General features: G+C 45.7%; 18 protein-coding genes. 6 read left to right on the plus strand and 12 right to left on the minus strand.

Annotated features, from left to right (window positions below; translation table 11 throughout):
* Window positions 1-7: 7 nt before the first annotated feature.
* Together TPET_RS04440 and aguA are read left to right on the plus strand one after the other, a co-directional pair.
* Window positions 8-1,981 (plus strand): ABC transporter substrate-binding protein, encoded by a 1,974-nt coding sequence (locus TPET_RS04440; protein WP_011943451.1) that lies wholly within the window; start codon window positions 8-10, stop codon window positions 1,979-1,981.
* A gap of 55 nt (window positions 1,982-2,036) precedes the next feature.
* Window positions 2,037-4,061 carry a xylan alpha-(1->2)-glucuronosidase gene (aguA, locus tag TPET_RS04445; protein WP_011943452.1) on the plus strand — a complete coding sequence of 675 codons (2,025 nt, stop codon included), beginning with the start codon at window positions 2,037-2,039 and terminating at the stop codon, window positions 4,059-4,061.
* On the opposite strand, the gene TPET_RS04450 is transcribed toward aguA, so the two are convergent.
* The 6 genes from TPET_RS04450 to TPET_RS04475 form a co-directional block, all read right to left on the minus strand.
* Window positions 4,062-4,652, minus strand: coding sequence for a hypothetical protein (locus tag TPET_RS04450; protein ID WP_011943453.1), 591 nt, complete (start codon window positions 4,650-4,652; stop codon window positions 4,062-4,064). It lies immediately after the preceding gene.
* Window positions 4,649-5,743 carry a lipase family alpha/beta hydrolase gene (locus TPET_RS04455; RefSeq protein WP_011943454.1) on the minus strand — a complete coding sequence of 365 codons (1,095 nt, stop codon included), beginning with the start codon at window positions 5,741-5,743 and terminating at the stop codon, window positions 4,649-4,651. Before TPET_RS04455 ends, TPET_RS04450 begins: the two co-directional genes overlap by 4 nt.
* Window positions 5,740-6,072 carry a hypothetical protein gene (locus TPET_RS04460; RefSeq protein ID WP_004082537.1) on the minus strand — a complete coding sequence of 111 codons (333 nt, stop codon included), beginning with the start codon at window positions 6,070-6,072 and terminating at the stop codon, window positions 5,740-5,742. Before TPET_RS04460 ends, TPET_RS04455 begins: the two co-directional genes overlap by 4 nt.
* On the minus strand, window positions 6,069-8,078 hold the full coding sequence (gene feoB, locus TPET_RS04465) for a ferrous iron transport protein B (RefSeq protein WP_004082534.1): 2,010 nt from the start codon (window positions 8,076-8,078) through the stop codon (window positions 6,069-6,071). Before feoB ends, TPET_RS04460 begins: the two co-directional genes overlap by 4 nt.
* The gene (locus TPET_RS04470) at window positions 8,047-8,511 is read right to left on the minus strand and encodes a FeoA family protein (protein ID WP_004082532.1); all 465 of its coding nucleotides are present in this window, start codon (window positions 8,509-8,511) and stop codon (window positions 8,047-8,049) included. Before TPET_RS04470 ends, feoB begins: the two co-directional genes overlap by 32 nt.
* 100 nt (window positions 8,512-8,611) lie before the next feature.
* Window positions 8,612-9,397 (minus strand): DUF362 domain-containing protein, encoded by a 786-nt coding sequence (locus TPET_RS04475; RefSeq protein ID WP_010865039.1) that lies wholly within the window; start codon window positions 9,395-9,397, stop codon window positions 8,612-8,614.
* 94 nt (window positions 9,398-9,491) lie between these two features.
* Between TPET_RS04475 and tnpA the strand changes: the two genes are divergently transcribed.
* Window positions 9,492-9,701 carry an IS200/IS605 family transposase gene (gene tnpA / locus TPET_RS04480; RefSeq protein WP_233417792.1) on the plus strand — a complete coding sequence of 70 codons (210 nt, stop codon included), beginning with the start codon at window positions 9,492-9,494 and terminating at the stop codon, window positions 9,699-9,701.
* The gene (locus TPET_RS04485; protein WP_011943456.1) at window positions 9,686-10,903 is read left to right on the plus strand and encodes an RNA-guided endonuclease InsQ/TnpB family protein; all 1,218 of its coding nucleotides are present in this window, start codon (window positions 9,686-9,688) and stop codon (window positions 10,901-10,903) included. The genes tnpA and TPET_RS04485 overlap by 16 nt, the downstream gene beginning before the upstream one ends.
* A gap of 137 nt (window positions 10,904-11,040) precedes the next feature.
* On the opposite strand, the gene TPET_RS04490 is transcribed toward TPET_RS04485, so the two are convergent.
* On the minus strand, window positions 11,041-11,259 hold the full coding sequence (locus tag TPET_RS04490) for a hypothetical protein (protein ID WP_004082515.1): 219 nt from the start codon (window positions 11,257-11,259) through the stop codon (window positions 11,041-11,043).
* A 57-nt stretch (window positions 11,260-11,316) separates the two neighbouring features.
* Window positions 11,317-11,865 carry an outer membrane beta-barrel protein gene (locus tag TPET_RS04495; RefSeq protein ID WP_011943458.1) on the minus strand — a complete coding sequence of 183 codons (549 nt, stop codon included), beginning with the start codon at window positions 11,863-11,865 and terminating at the stop codon, window positions 11,317-11,319.
* A gap of 84 nt (window positions 11,866-11,949) precedes the next feature.
* Here TPET_RS04495 and TPET_RS04500 point away from each other — a divergent pair, with 84 nt between their 5' ends.
* Both TPET_RS04500 and TPET_RS04505 read left to right on the plus strand, forming a co-directional pair.
* Window positions 11,950-13,689, plus strand: coding sequence for an ABC transporter ATP-binding protein (locus TPET_RS04500; protein ID WP_011943459.1), 1,740 nt, complete (start codon window positions 11,950-11,952; stop codon window positions 13,687-13,689).
* 12 nt (window positions 13,690-13,701) lie between these two features.
* Window positions 13,702-14,781, plus strand: a complete 1,080-nt coding sequence (locus TPET_RS04505) for a M24 family metallopeptidase (RefSeq protein ID WP_011943460.1) — start codon at window positions 13,702-13,704, stop codon at window positions 14,779-14,781.
* Here the strand turns inward: TPET_RS04505 and folK are convergent.
* The 4 genes from folK to queD are packed head-to-tail and all read right to left on the minus strand — an operon-like array spanning window position 14,765 to window position 17,192.
* A complete protein-coding gene (folK, locus tag TPET_RS04510; RefSeq protein ID WP_024103756.1) occupies window positions 14,765-15,229 on the minus strand; it encodes a 2-amino-4-hydroxy-6-hydroxymethyldihydropteridine diphosphokinase in 465 nt (154 codons plus the stop codon). The genes TPET_RS04505 and folK overlap by 17 nt on opposite strands.
* On the minus strand, window positions 15,214-16,050 hold the full coding sequence (gene folP / locus TPET_RS04515) for a dihydropteroate synthase (protein ID WP_011943461.1): 837 nt from the start codon (window positions 16,048-16,050) through the stop codon (window positions 15,214-15,216). The genes folK and folP overlap by 16 nt, the downstream gene beginning before the upstream one ends.
* A gap of 3 nt (window positions 16,051-16,053) precedes the next feature.
* A complete protein-coding gene (gene folE2, locus TPET_RS04520; RefSeq protein ID WP_011943462.1) occupies window positions 16,054-16,833 on the minus strand; it encodes a GTP cyclohydrolase FolE2 in 780 nt (259 codons plus the stop codon).
* Window positions 16,830-17,192, minus strand: a complete 363-nt coding sequence (queD, locus tag TPET_RS04525; RefSeq protein ID WP_011943463.1) for a 6-carboxytetrahydropterin synthase QueD — start codon at window positions 17,190-17,192, stop codon at window positions 16,830-16,832. The genes folE2 and queD overlap by 4 nt, the downstream gene beginning before the upstream one ends.
* Window positions 17,193-17,198: the final 6 nt, after the last annotated feature.

The raw sequence follows: 17,198 nt of genomic DNA on the forward strand, positions 1-17,198 counted from the left end.
GTTAGTTGTGAGAAGGTTGTTTGTCTTGTTGTCGCTTGTGCTCTTGGTTGTTTTTGCTCTTGCTGCCAACGACACATGGGTCTTTTACGCAACACCGGAGGAGTACTACAAGGTTACAGGAAAAAAGATTACTGAGTACCACGAATCACCGATGCTTGCCAAACTCGTCAAAGAAGGAAAACTTCCACCCGTTGAGCAGAGGCTCCCGGAGGAACCGCTCGTGGTTCAGCCTGTTGAAAAAGTTGGACAGTTCGGTGGTACCTGGAGAAGGGTCTGGAAAGGGCCTTCTGACAGGTGGGGCATTTCCAAGCTCATCGAAGTGAAACTCGCGTTCTGGGACAAAGAGGGTGGAGAGCTCGTTCCGGGGCTCGCAAAGAGCTGGGAAGTTCTGGAAAACGGAAGGATTTATATCTTCCATTTGAGAAAGGGTGTGAAGTGGTCTGATGGAGCACCGTACACGGCCCACGATATTGTGTTCTGGGTTAACGACATCGTAGGAAACGACGATATCACACCTTCGAAACCCGACTGGTACAACATTGGCGTGAAAGTCGAGGCGCTCGACGACTACACGGTGAAGTTTGAATTCAGCAAGCCTTACGGATTGTTCCTTCTGAAAGTTCCATACGGTGGATTTACCGGAGCACCAGCACACTATCTGAAACAGTTCCATCCAAAGTACACACCGATGGAAGAAATAGAGAAGAAGATGGTAAAGGGCGTGCACAACACCTGGGTGGACCTCTTCAACGATAAAAACGACTTCCTTGAAAACACCGAGCTTCCAACACTCTCACCGTGGAAGCCTATCACCGATCCAACGGAGCAGTTCTACATACTCGAGAGGAACCCGTACTTCTGGGCGGTTGATATCGAAGGTAACCAGCTTCCGTACATCGATTATGTGCGGCACGAATACGTCAAGAACGACGAAGTCATACTCCTGAAGGCGATCTCCGGTGAAATCGATATGCAATGGAGACACATCGGGGGACTGGGAGCGGGAGCAGGAAACTTCACACTGCTCATGGAGAACGCCCAGAGTGGAGGATACAGGGTGCTGAAATGGATCGCTGCGAACGGTTCTGCCAGCAGAATCTCACTGAACTACGCTCACTCCGACGAGGTGATGAGGAAAGTCTTCAACGATGTGAGGTTCAGACAGGCTCTTTCACTTGCTATCAACAGGGAAGAAATCAACGAGATCCTCTTCAACGGTCTCGCTGAGCCGAGGCAGGCATCTCTCGTGAGTGGATCCCCGTACTTCGATTCCGAATGGGAAAAAGCGTACGCAGAGTACAATCCAGACAGGGCGAACAAACTTCTCGATGAGATGGGATTGAAGTGGGATAACAAGCACGAGTACAGACTCTTACCGGATGGTAGACCGCTCCGATTCACAATCACCGTGACCGGACAGTTCCATGTTGACGTCTGGACGATGGTAAAAGAATACTGGAAGCAAATAGGTGTCTGGGTAGAAATCGAGAACGTTGAAAGGTCTCTCTTCTACGAAAGAGCCGATGCTGGTGACTTCGATGCGATGGTGTGGAACATGGACAGGGCTGCTCAACCACTCTCTTCACCGATGGTTATCTTCCCGGGTTCCGAGGACATAGCAGACTTCTGGTACATAGGATGGAGTGACTGGATCTCATACTATATCGACAAGAACATAAGAGGCGTGGAACCCGAAGAAGTACCCGAAGGATCTGAACCACCAGAAGTAGTCTACAGACTTGTCGATCTGTACTACCAGATAGCCTCCACGCCGAATCCCGATAAAATCAAAGAGCTCATGGCAGAAGCGACGAAGATCCATAGAGAAAATCTCTGGATGATAGGAACCGTCGGAGAGGACCTTTCGCCTGCCATAGCGAAGAACAACTTCAGAAACGTACCGGAATTCCTCGTAACGGACGATGTGTTGAGAACGCCTCTGAATGCCATGCCGATGCAGTTCTTCATCGAACAGAAATGAATCAGAGCCCCCGGCAAACGCCGGGGGTTTCAAAACTTTCAAGGAGGGAGATGCTGTGGACTACAGGATGTGCTGGCTGGAGTACAGAGGTCTACCAGCTGACGTTGCCAAAAAACTCAAAGACTGGTTTTCAAGTGTTTCCATTCTGGAACCCGGTTCCTCAGTTTTGAAAGATGAGATCAGAAGGTTTTCTGAAAGATCGATTGGTATCACTCCCGGATTTTATTCCAGACCTCTGAAGAAAGAAAAATACATCATGGTGGGGCGTTTGGAATCCCTTCCCATCAAGTTCGATGAGAATCTTGGTGAGGAAGGTTTCATGCTGAGAACGCTCGAGTGGAACGGTTCGAAAATCCTGCTTGTAACTGGCGAAACAAAGAAGGCGCTTGTTTACGGGATTTTTGATTTGATGAAGATAATAAGACTTGGTGAAGATATCGAGAAGATGAACGTCCTGGAGAAGCCGAAAGCGAAATTTCGTATGCTTAACCACTGTGACAACCTCGATGGAACGATCGAGAGAGGATACGCAGGGAACTCCATTTTTTTCAAAGACAACAGAATTATCATAAATCAGAGAACGAAAGACTACGCCAGACTCTTAGCCTCAATAGGTATAAACGGTGTTGTTATAAACAACGTGAACGTCAAAAAGCGAGAAGTTTACTTGATAGACTCTATCTACCTTAAAAGATTGAAAAAGTTGGCTGATATCTTCAGAGAGTATGGAATTAAGATCTATCTAAGTATAAACTTCGCTTCCCCTGTTTATCTGAGAGGGCTGGATACGGCCGATCCCCTCGACGAAAGAGTGGCGCACTGGTGGAGAGAAAAAGCAAGGGAAATATACGATCATATTCCAGATTTTGGAGGGTTTCTTGTCAAAGCCGATTCTGAGTTCAATCCTGGACCGCACATGTTTGGCAGAACACACGCAGAAGGCGCAAACATGCTTGCAAGGGCGCTGGCACCGTTCGGTGGGGTAGTAATATGGAGGGCTTTCGTTTACAACTGCCTCCAGGACTGGAGAGATTACAAAACGGACAGAGCAAAGGCGGCTTATGACAATTTCAAGCCTCTTGATGGGCAGTTCGACGACAACGTGATCATTCAAATAAAGTATGGTCCTATGGATTTTCAGGTGAGAGAACCCGTCAATCCGCTTTTCGGAGGAATGGAGAGGACAAATCAAATTCTTGAGCTTCAAATCACGCAGGAATACACGGGTCAGCAGATTCATCTGTGTTTTTTAGGAAACCTCTGGAAGGAGATACTGGAATTCGATACATTTGCGAAGGGTGAGGGTTCTTACGTGAAGAGAATCGTGGATGGAACTCTCTTTGATCGCAAAAACAATGGTTTTGCCGGAGTATCAAACGTTGGTGACAGTGTGAACTGGACGGGCCACGATCTCGCTCAGGCGAATTTATACGCGTTCGGAAGACTTGCGTGGAATCCCGATGAAGAAATCGAAAGGATAGTTGAAGAATGGATAAAACTCACTTTCGGCGATGACGAGAAGGTTCTGGAAAATGTTTCATACATGTTGATGAAATCCCACAGGACGTATGAGAAATACACCACTCCGTTCGGGTTGGGATGGATGGTGAATCCTGGTCACCACTACGGTCCAAATCCGGAGGGATACGAATATTCGAAATGGGGCACTTACCATAGAGCCAACTGGGAAGCGATCGGTGTCGATAGAACTTCCAGAGGCACTGGTTACACCCTTCAATACCATTCACCGTGGAAAGAGATATACGATGATATCAACACGTGTCCCGAGGATCTTCTTCTTTTCTTCCACAGGGTACGATACGATCATCGTTTGAAATCCGGAAAGACACTCCTCCAGACGATATACGATCTCCACTTTGAAGGGGTGGAGGAAGTAGAAGAATTCATAAAGAAATGGGAGGAACTGAAAGACAGGGTACCACCAGACATTTTTGAGAGAGTGAAAGAGCGTCTTCATATGCAACTCGAACACGCGAAGGAGTGGCGTGATGTAATCAACACATACTTTTACAGGAGAACGGGTATCCCTGATGAGAAGGGAAGAAAGATATATCCGTGATCAGATTGCTCCTCCTTCTTCTTGATATATGACCTCCCATTCGAAATTGTCTATGTAGAAGTCGAGTGTGGCGGGTTCCGAAGCACAAACACCGAGTAGATATCTTTCGACATTGTCAAGATCAGGGACGGTCGTGGTACCTTCCACGGTCGTCCATTCGTTTTTCTCCAAAAGAGCCGTGGCTATCTTTGTGAGTGAGGTGCTGCCGCCGGTTTCTTCATAGATGTTCATAGTGACAGTCGCCTGGTCTTCTCTGGTTTGAAGTATGTCGATATAAAACTTAACGATGTCTCCTTTGAAAGCTTTTCCTTCAAGGAGCTTCTTTAGATCGAACCACACGCTGATGAAACCGGTGACATCTGTTGAAGAAGGAGAAACGTAGAGAACCGTTCCGTGTTGATCGGATTCGGGCAAACTGTTGTCCACAACAGTAGTAATTGTTGATTCTGGAGATTCTTCTTCGACAACGTTCTCAAACAATGTCTCCTCTGAAAACTCTCCAGTACCTGGTGGGGTTTGGAAAGTCGTGGTCAACATGCATCCCGCGAGAATAAAACTGAACAGAATAGCAGAAATCAAAAGAACTTTCATTGCGATCCCCCCTTCTTTAAAATCACCTCGTTTTCCAGTATTCTGAAAAGAATATATGAAAGCCCTTCGAGAATTATATCTCTTCTTTTGTAAAGATCTTCGTGATCGGCGTCGAAAACGAGCACATTTCCTCCGTATGAGGCACTTTTGCATGGTACCATTCCATCCGTTTCTTCAAAATCGTCTTTCATTGTGGAAACACTGCTTACAAGAAGTTTCAAACCAATTAATCCCAGGGTGTCCCACGCAGATGTTGTCATGATGTTCAGCAGAATTCCTGGAATACTTTCTACACTATCGAGGGAAATAGTTCCGACCAAGTTCACAAACGGAACATTTGAAAAATCCAGTGGTTTTCTTTGCCAGAGAAGATATCTGTATCCTGGAGCGTACGTTGCGCTGAAACCCGCGTAGGATATCAGAAGAGCCGCTCTGAGATTTTCTGCGGTCTTTTTGTCTATGAGAAACTCCTCTTCGTATCGATCTGGATCGGTGAACAGAACGTTGGCAAGTGGACTTCCTAAGTGAGGCGTTCCCGCGAAGATTATCCCTTTCACGTTTCCAGGGTGCTTAGCAGCGATATGCTCTGCTATTATTCCTCCCATGCTGTGTGCGAATATGATGATGTTCTCCATATCTTTTGTGAGATCGATGAATCTTTCGGCTGACTTTTCCGGATCTGCAAGAAGAGTTGGGTAGATAAACAGATAGACGTTTATTCTCAGTCTTTCTCCTATTTCCTCGAACACCTTCTCAATCTCTTTCTTGTACTCGGTCATCTCGCCTGTGTATTCCCTCGGATCCATTCCGTGTATCACTACGAGATTGAGAGAAGAACCTTCTTTGTGTATTTCAGCGAGTTTTTCCTCTGGTTTTTGCCATTTTATCACTTTTCCAATGACGGTGGCGTTGGTTTCAAGGAGAGGAGGATTGTACGGATCAACGGTTCCATCGTACACCATCCTGAATATACACCAGTCCCCAGCGTAGTACTCCACCACATCGTAGAGTGTGGGTGTAGATTCCAGAATGATGTTGAAGCCAAACATTGATACACCAAGAAGGACGATCGCAACCAGAAAGAACCTCATTCTGATCTCATCCTTTTCTTGAATATCATGAAAAGTGCCACCAATCCCGTTAGAAAGAGGGTGTAGTGTCCCGCTGACAGGGTGATTCTTTCTTCTCCAAGAATGGGTCTCAAAAACCCTGTCAGGTACTCAAGAAGACTCATTCCAGCGAAAAACAAAACAATGATACTTCCAACGAACATGTGTGCATGGTACTTTTCTTTAGAGATCTCGAATTGTCCAGCAAGAAAAACAAGCGAGACGACTCCCAGGAAGATGCCGAACAGAAGATCGATCTTCATGTAAAGGATACCAGAAATCAGGGTTAATATGAACATCAAAATGTTCATATTAGCATCACCACCAGTTTTCCAACATAGAATACGATCAGGGATAGCACATACGCAATTGAAAGGGAATATCCAATTGAGAAAAGGGTCCACTTCAAACTTCCCGTTTCAGAATATATGGTTGCGATAGTTGCGAAACACGGTATGTACGCCATGACGAAAATGAGAAACGCTATGGCAGACACAGGGTCCATTTCCGCAGACAGAGCTTCCTTTGCTCCCAGGAATGTTTCTTCCTCGAATCCATAGAGCATCGACATAGTCGAGACAACAACTTCCTTCGCTACGGCCCCGTAGAAGAGCGATGTCACTATCTTCCAGGAGTATCCAAAAGGCTTGAAGATCCACTCCAAGGATTTTCCTATCATCGCGGAGAAGCTGTTCTCAATGTCCCCGGCTGCTGGGAAATAACTCAAAACCCAGATAAGAATGGCAGAAACGAATATGATCGTTCCGGCTTTTTTCAGAAAGTGCTTTCCTCTGTTCCAGGTGTAGATGTACAGATTCTTGAGTGTGGGCATTCTGTACCTCGGCAGTTCCAGAATGAGTGGTGAAGTCCTTCCCCTGTAGAACAGCCAGTTTATGACAACCGATGAAAGGAGGGTTATCAGAATACTCAGAGAGTAGATTATAAAGAGCATGGCAGCGGAGGACTCAGGGAAGAAGATTCTCAGAATGAGAAGGTACACTGGAAGTCTTGCGCTGCAGCTGATAAAGGGAGTGATGAGGATGGTCACGAGCCTTTCTCTTGGATCATCTATGGCACGGGTGGCCATGATAGAAGGTACATTACATCCGAATCCGAGTATGAGGGACATGAACGCTCTACCGCTCAGTTTGAATTTTTCCATGATTCTGTCCATCACGAACGCGGCTCTGGGGAGATAACCGCTTTCTTCCAGAAAACCGAGTGCGAGGAACATGGCGAAGATGTTTGGTGTGAACACCAGAACACTTCCCACTCCACCAATGATTCCATCGGATATCAGCGATGTGAAAGCGTTCTCTCCGAAAGTGTTGACAACAGCGGATCCCAACTGGGAAAAGAGCAGATCCAGCAAGTCCGAAAAGACCTGCGCGATGTCGAATGTGAACTTGAAAACGAGATACATGAGGGCAAAGAACAGCGGAAACGAAAGAAACTTGTGGGTCAGGACATGATCTATGGCTTCGGATAGAGAGAGAGATTTCGACCCTGCATCTGCAAAGGCTTCTTTAACAACGTTTTCAACGTATTCTCTCTTTCTTTTCGCTATGAGAAGGCGATAACCGATCCTTTCTTCTTCGCTCAGCTCTGGAAGACCAAGCTTCACGCCCTCTGAGTAAAATTCCGGGTCCCCCGAGAGGTATTTCAAAGCGAAATACCGCGGGTTGATTCTCAACTTTTTATCTCTGAGAAAATTTTCTACCTTCTTTATCTCAGATTCTACTTTTTCTCCGTAATCCAGAATCATTCTGTGAAGAATCGTGTTTTTTTGTGCGTACTCCACAATCTTTTCTTTGAGTTCCTCCAGACCCTCTCCAGTAACAGAAGAGGTGAAAACCACGGGGATTCCCAGATGTTTCTGAAGTTCATAACGATCGATTTTCATTCCCGTCTTTTTCGCTTCGTCTATGGCTGTCATGGCAAGGATAACTTTTTTTTCCATTTCTAGTATTTCAAGAAGTAGATACAGACTCTGCTCTGGATTGACAGAGTCCGCGACGAGTATCACAAGATCAGCGTCACCTTTCAGTAAATAGTCACGGGCTATCTTTTCGTCTATCGAGGAATATCCGAGCGAGTAAGTTCCAGGAAGGTCTATCAGATTGATGGTGTACCCTTTGTATGTGAAGACACCTTCCTTTTTCTCAACCGTCACGCCGGGCCAGTTGGCGACGTACTGTTTCGTGCCGGTCAGGGCATTGAAAAGACTGGTCTTTCCAACGTTTGGGCATCCCGCAAGAGCGACTTTCACGATTTTTTGAGAAATCTCACTTCTGCGGGTGAGACTCTTCACCGGCATCGCTGACCCTCCTCACCCATATCTTGGTTGCTTCGCCGTATCCTAAATCTATTTCCCTTCCTTCTATGTAGTATCTCCTTCCTGAAACCTGTATTTTCTTACCTGATTCGATTCCAAGGTTCTTCATTCTAAAAAGAAATCTCCTTCCACCATTTAGTTTGGTTATCTCGTAAGTTCCATCGTCTGCAAGGATCAAAGGCAATTCTCCTCCCACGACTTCCACTTCTATGAGATCCGCTTCTCTTTTTCTCAATGTGATGTTCCTATTCCCAATCTTGCAAACGATGGGATCTCCCAGGGGAGCGACTTGAACGATTTCTATTTCTTCACCTGGAACGAATCCCATTCCCACGAGTTTTTCATGCAGTTCTCCGGAAACTTCGAGTCTTTTTATTCTTGCGGGAACTCCTGGTACGAGTCTTGAAAGTTTCACGGCTCTGCCCCCTTTTTTTGAGAATGATTCTCAAAAAATTCAGATTAATTGTATCATCATCACATGGATGCTTTCAATATATACATTTCTAATATATTGTCTATACGAGTCTTCTGACAAGCTTTATGGCATCCTGAGGGCAGACTTCATGGCAGACGTAGCATCTTATGCACTTCTGGTAGTCGATTCTCTGAGAGGAGATATCTATGGCCGAGGCGGGGCATCGTTCCTCGCAGAGCCGACACTTCACGCACTTTCTGGTGTCGATCTTTGGATACTTCACAAAGAACCTTGAAAAGGTTCTGGATAGTCTATCGAGGGTGGAGACGGTGGAAGGAAGTTGTATAGAAGCGTGGAACGTTCCCACAATTTCATAATCAGGAACTACTCTTCTTTTTCGAGCATGCTGAACCGTGTAAACAACATGATCTATTCCTAAAGCTTTGCAGACAGCGTCGTCGAGAGCAAAAGCATTTTTCGAAACAGCCACAAGGCCAAAATGTTTCTTTTTACCGTTTGTGGGTCCGTTTCCTTCCATACCCTCCACACCGTCGAGAATCGTGAGAACTGGAGACACGATTCGATGAATGTCTATCAACAGATTCGCGAAATCGTCGTAATTCTTTGCCCTCATGTGCCAGGAAGATTTTTCGAGACCCACCACACATCCGAAGGTGTTTTTCACTCCGAGTGTCATAACCATTTGGGAGTGGGTCTTCAATTTTGGAAGATTAACCACCTTGTCTGCTTCAAGAACCTTCCTGGAAATTTTTATCTTCTGAAACACTTCTCCGCTGACTTCCACAGGATCATCCAAAGGAACACATGGAACGCCCAGTCTTTCACAAACATCCTCAACACCTGTGACAGAAAAACAGCCTCGCAAGCCCTTCCGCTTCAGGGGAACGGGTAAGAGGCTTGCTTGTTGGTCATGTTCGTGTTATGATTGGGTGTTGTCGCTATCGATCCAACCGGATCATGTGCATCTTTTTGTTTCTGCGCCTCCTCGGTTAGCTCCGGCACAAATAGTCAACCTGTTCAAAGGGGTGTCTTCAAAAAAGCTTCTCGAAAAATTCCCGCACCTGAGAACAAGAGAAGGATTGTGGAGCAGAACATACTATGTGGGCTCAGTGGGCACCGTTTCAGAAGAAACCATCAGGAGGTACATTGAAGAGTGTCAAGATATGTGATCAGAACCTACAAAGTCCCTGTGCCGGTGGAATTGTATCCTTTGTGTTCCGAGCTGAACAGGATCGCCGCTCGGATCTACAACAAAACCATGTCGCTGGTCAAAAAGATCAAAAACAAGAAAGGTTTTTGGCTCTCACCGAACACAGCGCAAAAATACATCCTTCGCTGGTCGAGCGCTATCGATATCCACACTCACTCCAAACAAGCCATGGTCCAGCTGTACTTTCAGGCACTCAATAGCTACTTTGTTGCAGTCAAAACAAATCCACATGCAAAACCGCCATACAAGAGGAAAAATTTTCTGCCGTTCATTTGGAAAAATCAAGCCATCAAGCTTTTGCCAGATGGGAAGGTCAAGCTCTCGATGGGACGCAATCGAGAGCCATTTGTAATCCCCACAACGTTGCCAGCCGGTACAACAATCAGGCAAGCCAAGTTGGTTTACGAAGCCGGCCGGTATTATCTTCACCTTGCGATAGAGGTGAAGAGTGAGCACAAGAGAGGCCAAAGCCAGAAAGTTATGTCCGTAGACGTCGGAATACTCCGCCCGATAACCTGTTTCGATGGTTCTGAGGTGATTTCATATCACGGTGGTGTTCTCAACAGCATACTCAGATACCGAAACAAAAGACTAGCAGATATTCAGCGGGCTTTGAGTCGATGCCAAAAGGGCTCACGAAGGTATAAAAAACTGTCGAGAGCCAAAAGAAGGGTGCTGTACAAGACGAGAAACCAAATCAACGACGTGCTCCACAAAATCACGAGCTACTTCATCGGTTTATGCGTGCAAAAGAACATAGGCACCATTGTCGTCGGAGACATTACGAACATAAGAGAACGCACAAACGGCAACGATAATTTCAATCAAAAACTGCACCAATGGGCCTTCAGAAAGCTCATGAGCCAGATAGAATACAAAGCGCAAATATTCGGCATCGAGGTTGTGCGCATTTCTGAAGCGCATACAAGCAAAACGTGTCCTGTATGCGGCACTCAAAACAGGCCGTCTGGACGAAATTACAAGTGCGCCGGCTGCGGTTTTGAGTATCACAGGGACGGAGTGGGAGCAATCAACATTTGGAAAAGGTATCTTGGGACGAAGTCCCAAGTAGTAGCGGGCTTGGCACCCGCCAGAGGTGTGAGGTTTAACCCGCACCTCTGTGGCCATGGAGCGATTAGCGCTCCATGGAAGGCAGCCTAAGAGCTGCCAAGAATCCCATCCCCTTCAGGGGATTGGGAGTGTCAAAAGAACCTTATCGGATGGTGAAAACAGGTGAGAAAAGTACTTGTCAAGGAGTTCTCTGAGCCTTGTGCTGGCTTCCTCGTAGTTGGAGACGTTCAGGAACCAGACCTTTTCCAGATGACATCCCTCCCGTCTTTTATGGTCTCGATACCGGATGGGATATTGAGCTTTCCTTCTTTGAGTATTTCGATTATGAGATCTTTTGGGAGAGCCGTTTCGATCCATATTTCGGAGATATCGACGATTTTTAACTCACGGACCGCTATTTTCTGAAGTGCTTTTTCTATTCCTTTCACGTATTTTTCCTTGTCCATCCACATCACCTCAAAACAAAAAGGGGGCATATGCCCCCTTCGTTTCTATGGATTTCATCAGAAGTTGATCTCAAAGTTTCCTCCAACGGGGATTGCGATCACGTTGTTTTTCTCGTAGATTCTCATTTCAACACCTGCACCGAGTCCAACTACGAGTCCTTCAAAGTCTCTTGTGTAGCTGGCACCAACACCAAAGACCCAACCGAATTTACCAAAATCGAACTTGGCCATAGGCCAGCTGGGTCCACCGAATCCCCTTATGACAACTCTGGATTCTCTGTCGAGTTCAATGGAGTATTTGAAAACAGCAAACAGATCGAGTGCGTTCTGACTCGGAGTAGCATCAACAGAGAAAAGAGGAGTAGCATCAGTACCAAGAAGATAAGCAAAACCAAGCCCAAGACCCAGCTCCATATTTTCTGCTACCGGATATGTGAGATCGAGACCAAAATCCAAGTAATTAGCTGCCGTAGCATCGGAAGTTGTAGATGTCGCAGAAACAACAAAATTATAATTCCCAAAAACGCTGACCTTCAGATCCTCCAGCGAGAAAGCGAAAGCTCCCACTGCCACTACCGCGAGAAGAATCACAAGAAACTTTTTCATGAAAACTCCCTCCCTGTAATGAAATTTTCCGTGTTCAATTATAACACACAGAAGTGGTAAAATATCAAGGCAGAGGTGGTGATTTTGAGTCCGGAGAAGTTTCTGCTAAGGTACGCTAAAAAATACTGGTATCTTTTTCTTGCAGGAACTGTGCTATCTCTGATTCTCACAGTGCTGGAAGTCCTCCCACCCCGTTTGATGAAAACGGCGATAGATAAGTTTCTTGTGGAAAGTACTTTATCTTCGTTTGAGCGTTTGAACGGCATTGTAATAACGGCCTTTATAATTTTAGGAATTCGCGTCCTTTCCTTTCTGGTGGGGTTTGCGAGTTCTTATGTAACAGGGTATGCAGGCTCAAAGATAGTCCTTCTGATGAGAAAAGACGTGTTTTCCCATGTCATTTCACTTCCGTATTCTTTTTTCACAGGAATACCTTCCGGAGTAGTTACCACCAGGATCGTTAACGACACACAGAATATCCAGGAGTTCTTCTCTTCTGTTGTGACCAGTGTGATTATGGATGTTCTCCTTTTGGGAGCGGTCGTTGTTTCTCTCATTCAGCTCAGTCGAGAGCTTTTTGGCCACGTCTATTACCTTTTGCCTTTGATCGTCATTTCGATCCTCCTGTTCAGATACTTCGACAGGAGGGCTTATCGCAAGGTCAGAACCAACCTCGCCCGCCTCAACGCCTTCCTGGCAGAGCACATAGCAGGTATCAACGTGATAAAAATCTTGAATCTGGAAAAACACAAAGAAAAGGAGTTTTCCACAGTGGCCACAGAGTATTACAGATCTCTGATGGAACAACTCTACGTTTTCGGAGTCTTTCGTCCTCTCATGGATTTTCTTTACTTTCTGGGAGTGAGTCTTGTTTTGTGGTACGGTGCCAGGTATATCGCGAATAAAACCCTTGGATTCGGTTCTCTGTACGCTTTTGTATCTTACCTCGATATGTTCTTCAGGCCTCTCAGAGACCTTTCTGAGAAGTACGATATAATCCAGAACTCCATGGCATCCTCCGAGAAAATTTTGAACCTCTTAAAAGAAGAACCAGAGGTCATAGGAAATCCAAATGGACCGAATAAGATTTCAAAAGGTCGTGTTCGTTTTGAGAACGTGTGGTTTTCGTACGACGGAAAGAACTGGGTGCTGAAGGACATAAACTTGGATTTTCAACCAGGGAAACTGTACGCGATAGTGGGAGAAACAGGTGGTGGGAAATCCACTCTCATGAGCCTGATAAACGGTCTTTATATACCGCAGAAGGGAAATATATTCATCGATGAGATTCCGCTTCTGGAGTACAATTTAAAACTCGTGAGAAAACAGATAGCAGCTGTCCCGCAGGATGTTCTGTTGTTCAGCGGAACGATCCTCGATAACATCAGGCTTTTCGATGAGAGCATACCAGAAGAACGAGTTCTCGAAGCACTGAAAAGAGTCCATGCTCTGGATATAATAGAGAGGTTACCCGGAGGTGTTTACTACGAAATAGTCGAAAGAGGAACCACTCTCTCAGCAGGCGAAAGGCAACTCATAGCGCTCGCAAGAGCCGTTTTGTTTGACGCGAAGATCTTCATTCTTGATGAAGCGACGAGCAACGTGGATGTTATAACAGAGACGAAGATTCAGGAGGCTTTAGAAGAGCTTTCAAAAGACAGGACAGTGATAATGATCGCACACAGACTCTCTACTGTGAAAGACGTCGATGAGATAGTGGTAGTCCACAATGGTAGGATTGTAGAGAAAGGCAATCACTATGAACTGTTAGAGAAGAGAGGATTTTACTACAACCTTTACAAGATACAGTTCGAAAATGCGTAGGGAGGGAAAACAATGGACAGATCAGAAAGATTGATTCAACTCATCTCCGAAAAAGAAGCAGACGCTTTTCTGATAATGAACATAGAAAACTCTGCCAGGGCATCTTCAGTTTACTTTTCCGGATTCACCGGATCTTTTTCTATCATTCTCATCTCCGAAAACACAAGGCTTCTCATAACCGACTCCAGATACACAGTTCAAGCCAAGCAGGAAACGGATTTCGAGGTGAGGGAAGTAAAAGGTGGGGATTTCATTGATGTTCTCAAAAAAACGGTGAATGATCTGAAAATAAAAACGATTGCTTTGGAAGAAGAAAGGGTTTCTCTTTCACTTTTCCGGAGGATTTCGAGTGCCTTTGGAGATAGAAAGTTCATAGGAATAGATGATGAAGTCAAGCAGATGAGGATGGTGAAAGACGAAGGAGAAATCGAGAAGATAAAACAGGCAATAGAGATCTCTGAAAGAGCCTTCCTCGAAACGGTACAGCAGATCAGAGCTGGAATGACAGAAAAAGAGATCGCCGCCCTTCTCGAATACACGATGAGAAAAGAAGGAGCGGAGGGTGTAGCTTTTGACACCATAGTGGCTTCAGGCTGTAGATCCGCACTTCCACACGGTAAAGCCTCAGACAAAGTAGTTGAGAGAGGGGACGTAATTGTGATAGACTTCGGGGCCACATATGAGAATTACTGTGCTGATATCACCCGTGTTGTTTCCATAGGAGAACCATCCGACGAAGTAAAGGAAGTTCACAGTATAGTTCTCGAAGCACAGGAAAGGGCTCTCAAAATTGCAAAGGCAGGTGTGACGGGAAAACTACTCGATTCGGTTGCCAGGGATTTTATACAGGAGAAAGGTTACGGTGAGTTCTTCGGACACAGTTTGGGACACGGGATAGGCCTCGAAGTACACGAAGGACCAGCCATCAGCTTCAGAAACGATTCTCCACTTCCAGAAAACGTTGTTTTCACCGTAGAACCCGGAATTTATCTGGAGGGAAAGTTCGGTATAAGGATAGAAGAAGACGTGGTCTTGAAAGAGCAAGGCTGTGAAATACTCACTACTCTGCCGAGATCTATCTTCGTCGTCTGAGATCTTCCAGTAGTTCTCTCACTGTCTTTCCCATCACAGGATGGATTAAATCTGGAGCTATCTCGCACAGTGGTTCCAGGACAAACGTTCTGTTGTGCGCATCGGGATGGGGTATTATGAGGTCTTCTTCGCTGAGAACAAGATCTTCATAGAATACGATGTCGAGATCGATGATCCTGGGTCCCCACCGTATCGTTCTCACTCTTCCCATGTTTCTCTCTATTTGAAGAAGTGTATTCAGCAGTTCGTGAGGAGAAAGCGGTGTTTGTGCGATACAAACCGCGTTCAGGAACCTCGGTTGATCTTCGTAGCCGTATGGTTCTGTTTCTATTACGGAGGAGACTTTTTCCACCTTTATATTTCTCTTGTTCATTTCCTCAAGGGCTTTTTCTATGTTTCTCTGCCTGTCACCGAGGTTGCTTCCAAGCGCTATTACAACCTTTGCCAGAGTATCGCCTCCATCATTCTTATCACCCTCTTGTTAGGGAGGACATCGTGTACCCGAATTATATCTACTCCTTTCATCGTGCAGTACGCGGTGACCGCAAGAGTACCTTCAAGTCTTTCTTCGGGGGGCACGTTTCCCAAGGTGATTCCTATGAAAGATTTTCTTGAAGCACCTATGAGGATGGGCAGTTTGAACTCTTTGAACTCGTCGATCCTTCGAAGAATTTCGAGGTTGTCTTCGTATCTTTTTCCAAACCCGATACCCGGGTCCAGAACGATCTGGTTCACACCTTTTTCTTTTAAATGCTCTATTTTTTCTGAGAAGTACTCTTTTATCTCCTTCACCACATCCTCGTAATGAGGATTTTCCTGCATCGTCTTCGGTGTTCCCTTTATGTGCATGAGAACGTAAGGGGAGTTGTTTTCAGAAACTACTTTGACGATATCCGGTTCGAATTGATACCCGCTGATATCGTTTACAACGTCCGCTCCGGCTTCGAGAGCTTTCAAAGCCACTCTCCACCTGTACGTATCTACGGAAATCGGAACGTCGGTTATCGATCTGATCGCTCTTATCACGGGAATCACTCTGTTCAATTCTTCTTCCTCGTCGACGGGATCTGATCCGGGGCGGGTGGACATTCCCCCCACGTCTATTATGTCAACACCTTCTTCTATCATCTTCTTTGCGGTTTCCACCGCTTCGAGTACGCTCTGTTTTCTGGAATCAGCGAAGAAGGAGTCCGGTGTGACGTTTATTATTCCCATAACCATCGTTCTTCCAAACTCGATCTTTCTGTTCCATGGAGTTGTGTAAACCACGTTTCATCCCTCCAGAACGAAATCTCCTTTTTCTACACAGGCGAACGCGTTGTGGTTGTGTATGCTTTCCATACTTTCCACGTAGACTCTGTACCAGGTGATCCTTGGATCTTTCTCCAGTTTCAGTGCCACGTCTCTTGCCACATCCTCTACGAATCGGGGATTCTCATAAGCCTTTTCCGTGACGAACTTTTCGTCCGGCCTCTTCAGCAGGGTGTAAAGAGGAGAGCTTGCGTTTTTCTCCGCTATTTCTACCAGATCTTCGAACCAGATGAACTTTCTGGTTTTCACCGTTATTTCAACGAAAGCCCTCTGGTTGTGAGCACCGTAATCGCTGATCTCTTTTGAACACGGGCAGAGTGTGTGGACAGGTGTTCTGACCCCAATTTTGAAAGAAAAATTCTTCTCCTTTTCTGCTTCAACGAAGCAGTCCACTTTCAACGGCGATTTCTTTCTGGAAACAGGAGACTCTTTCCATGTGAAGTAAGGAAAGTGGATCTCCAGGTGTGCCCTCTTTGCTTCCATGATTTCTATGAGATCATCCAGAATCTCTTCGAAGATTTGAGGAGTTATCACTTCCAGTTTGTTTAGAACTTCTATGAATCTGCTCATGTGTATTCCTCTTTTTTCACGGTGAAGATCCACTGAACAGCTAATCTGAGCAACGGTGGACTGGTATCCATCTTCCTTGAGAATCACCTTGAGAGGCCAGTGCAGATCTTTTATTCCCACCTTTTTTAGAGGGACCATCCTTGGGTCTTTTTCGTTCTGAACATCCTTCAAACCTTCTCACCCCTGTACACAACACCGCTCGTTTCTGTCTCCCACAGTTCTATCTCGTGGAGCCTGACACCGCGTTTTTCCATCTCTTTTGAGAGCTGATCCCATATCCATATCGCTACTCTTTCCGTGGTGGGCTGGTCGAACATGTCGTTGAGATACGAGTGATCGAGTTTAGAAATAACCAGCTCTTCGACGATTTTTTTCAGCTCGGCAAAATCCATGACCATCTCTTCTTCGTTCAGAGGACCTTCTATCTTAACAACGAGTCTGTAGGTGTGACCGTGGAGCTTTTCACATTTTCCGTGGTATTTAGTCAGGTTGTGTGCGGCCTCGAAAGAAAATTTCTTCACCAGGATCATATTCTC

It is taken from the genome of Thermotoga petrophila RKU-1 (assembly GCF_000016785.1).
Lineage (GTDB): Bacteria > Thermotogota > Thermotogae > Thermotogales > Thermotogaceae > Thermotoga > Thermotoga petrophila.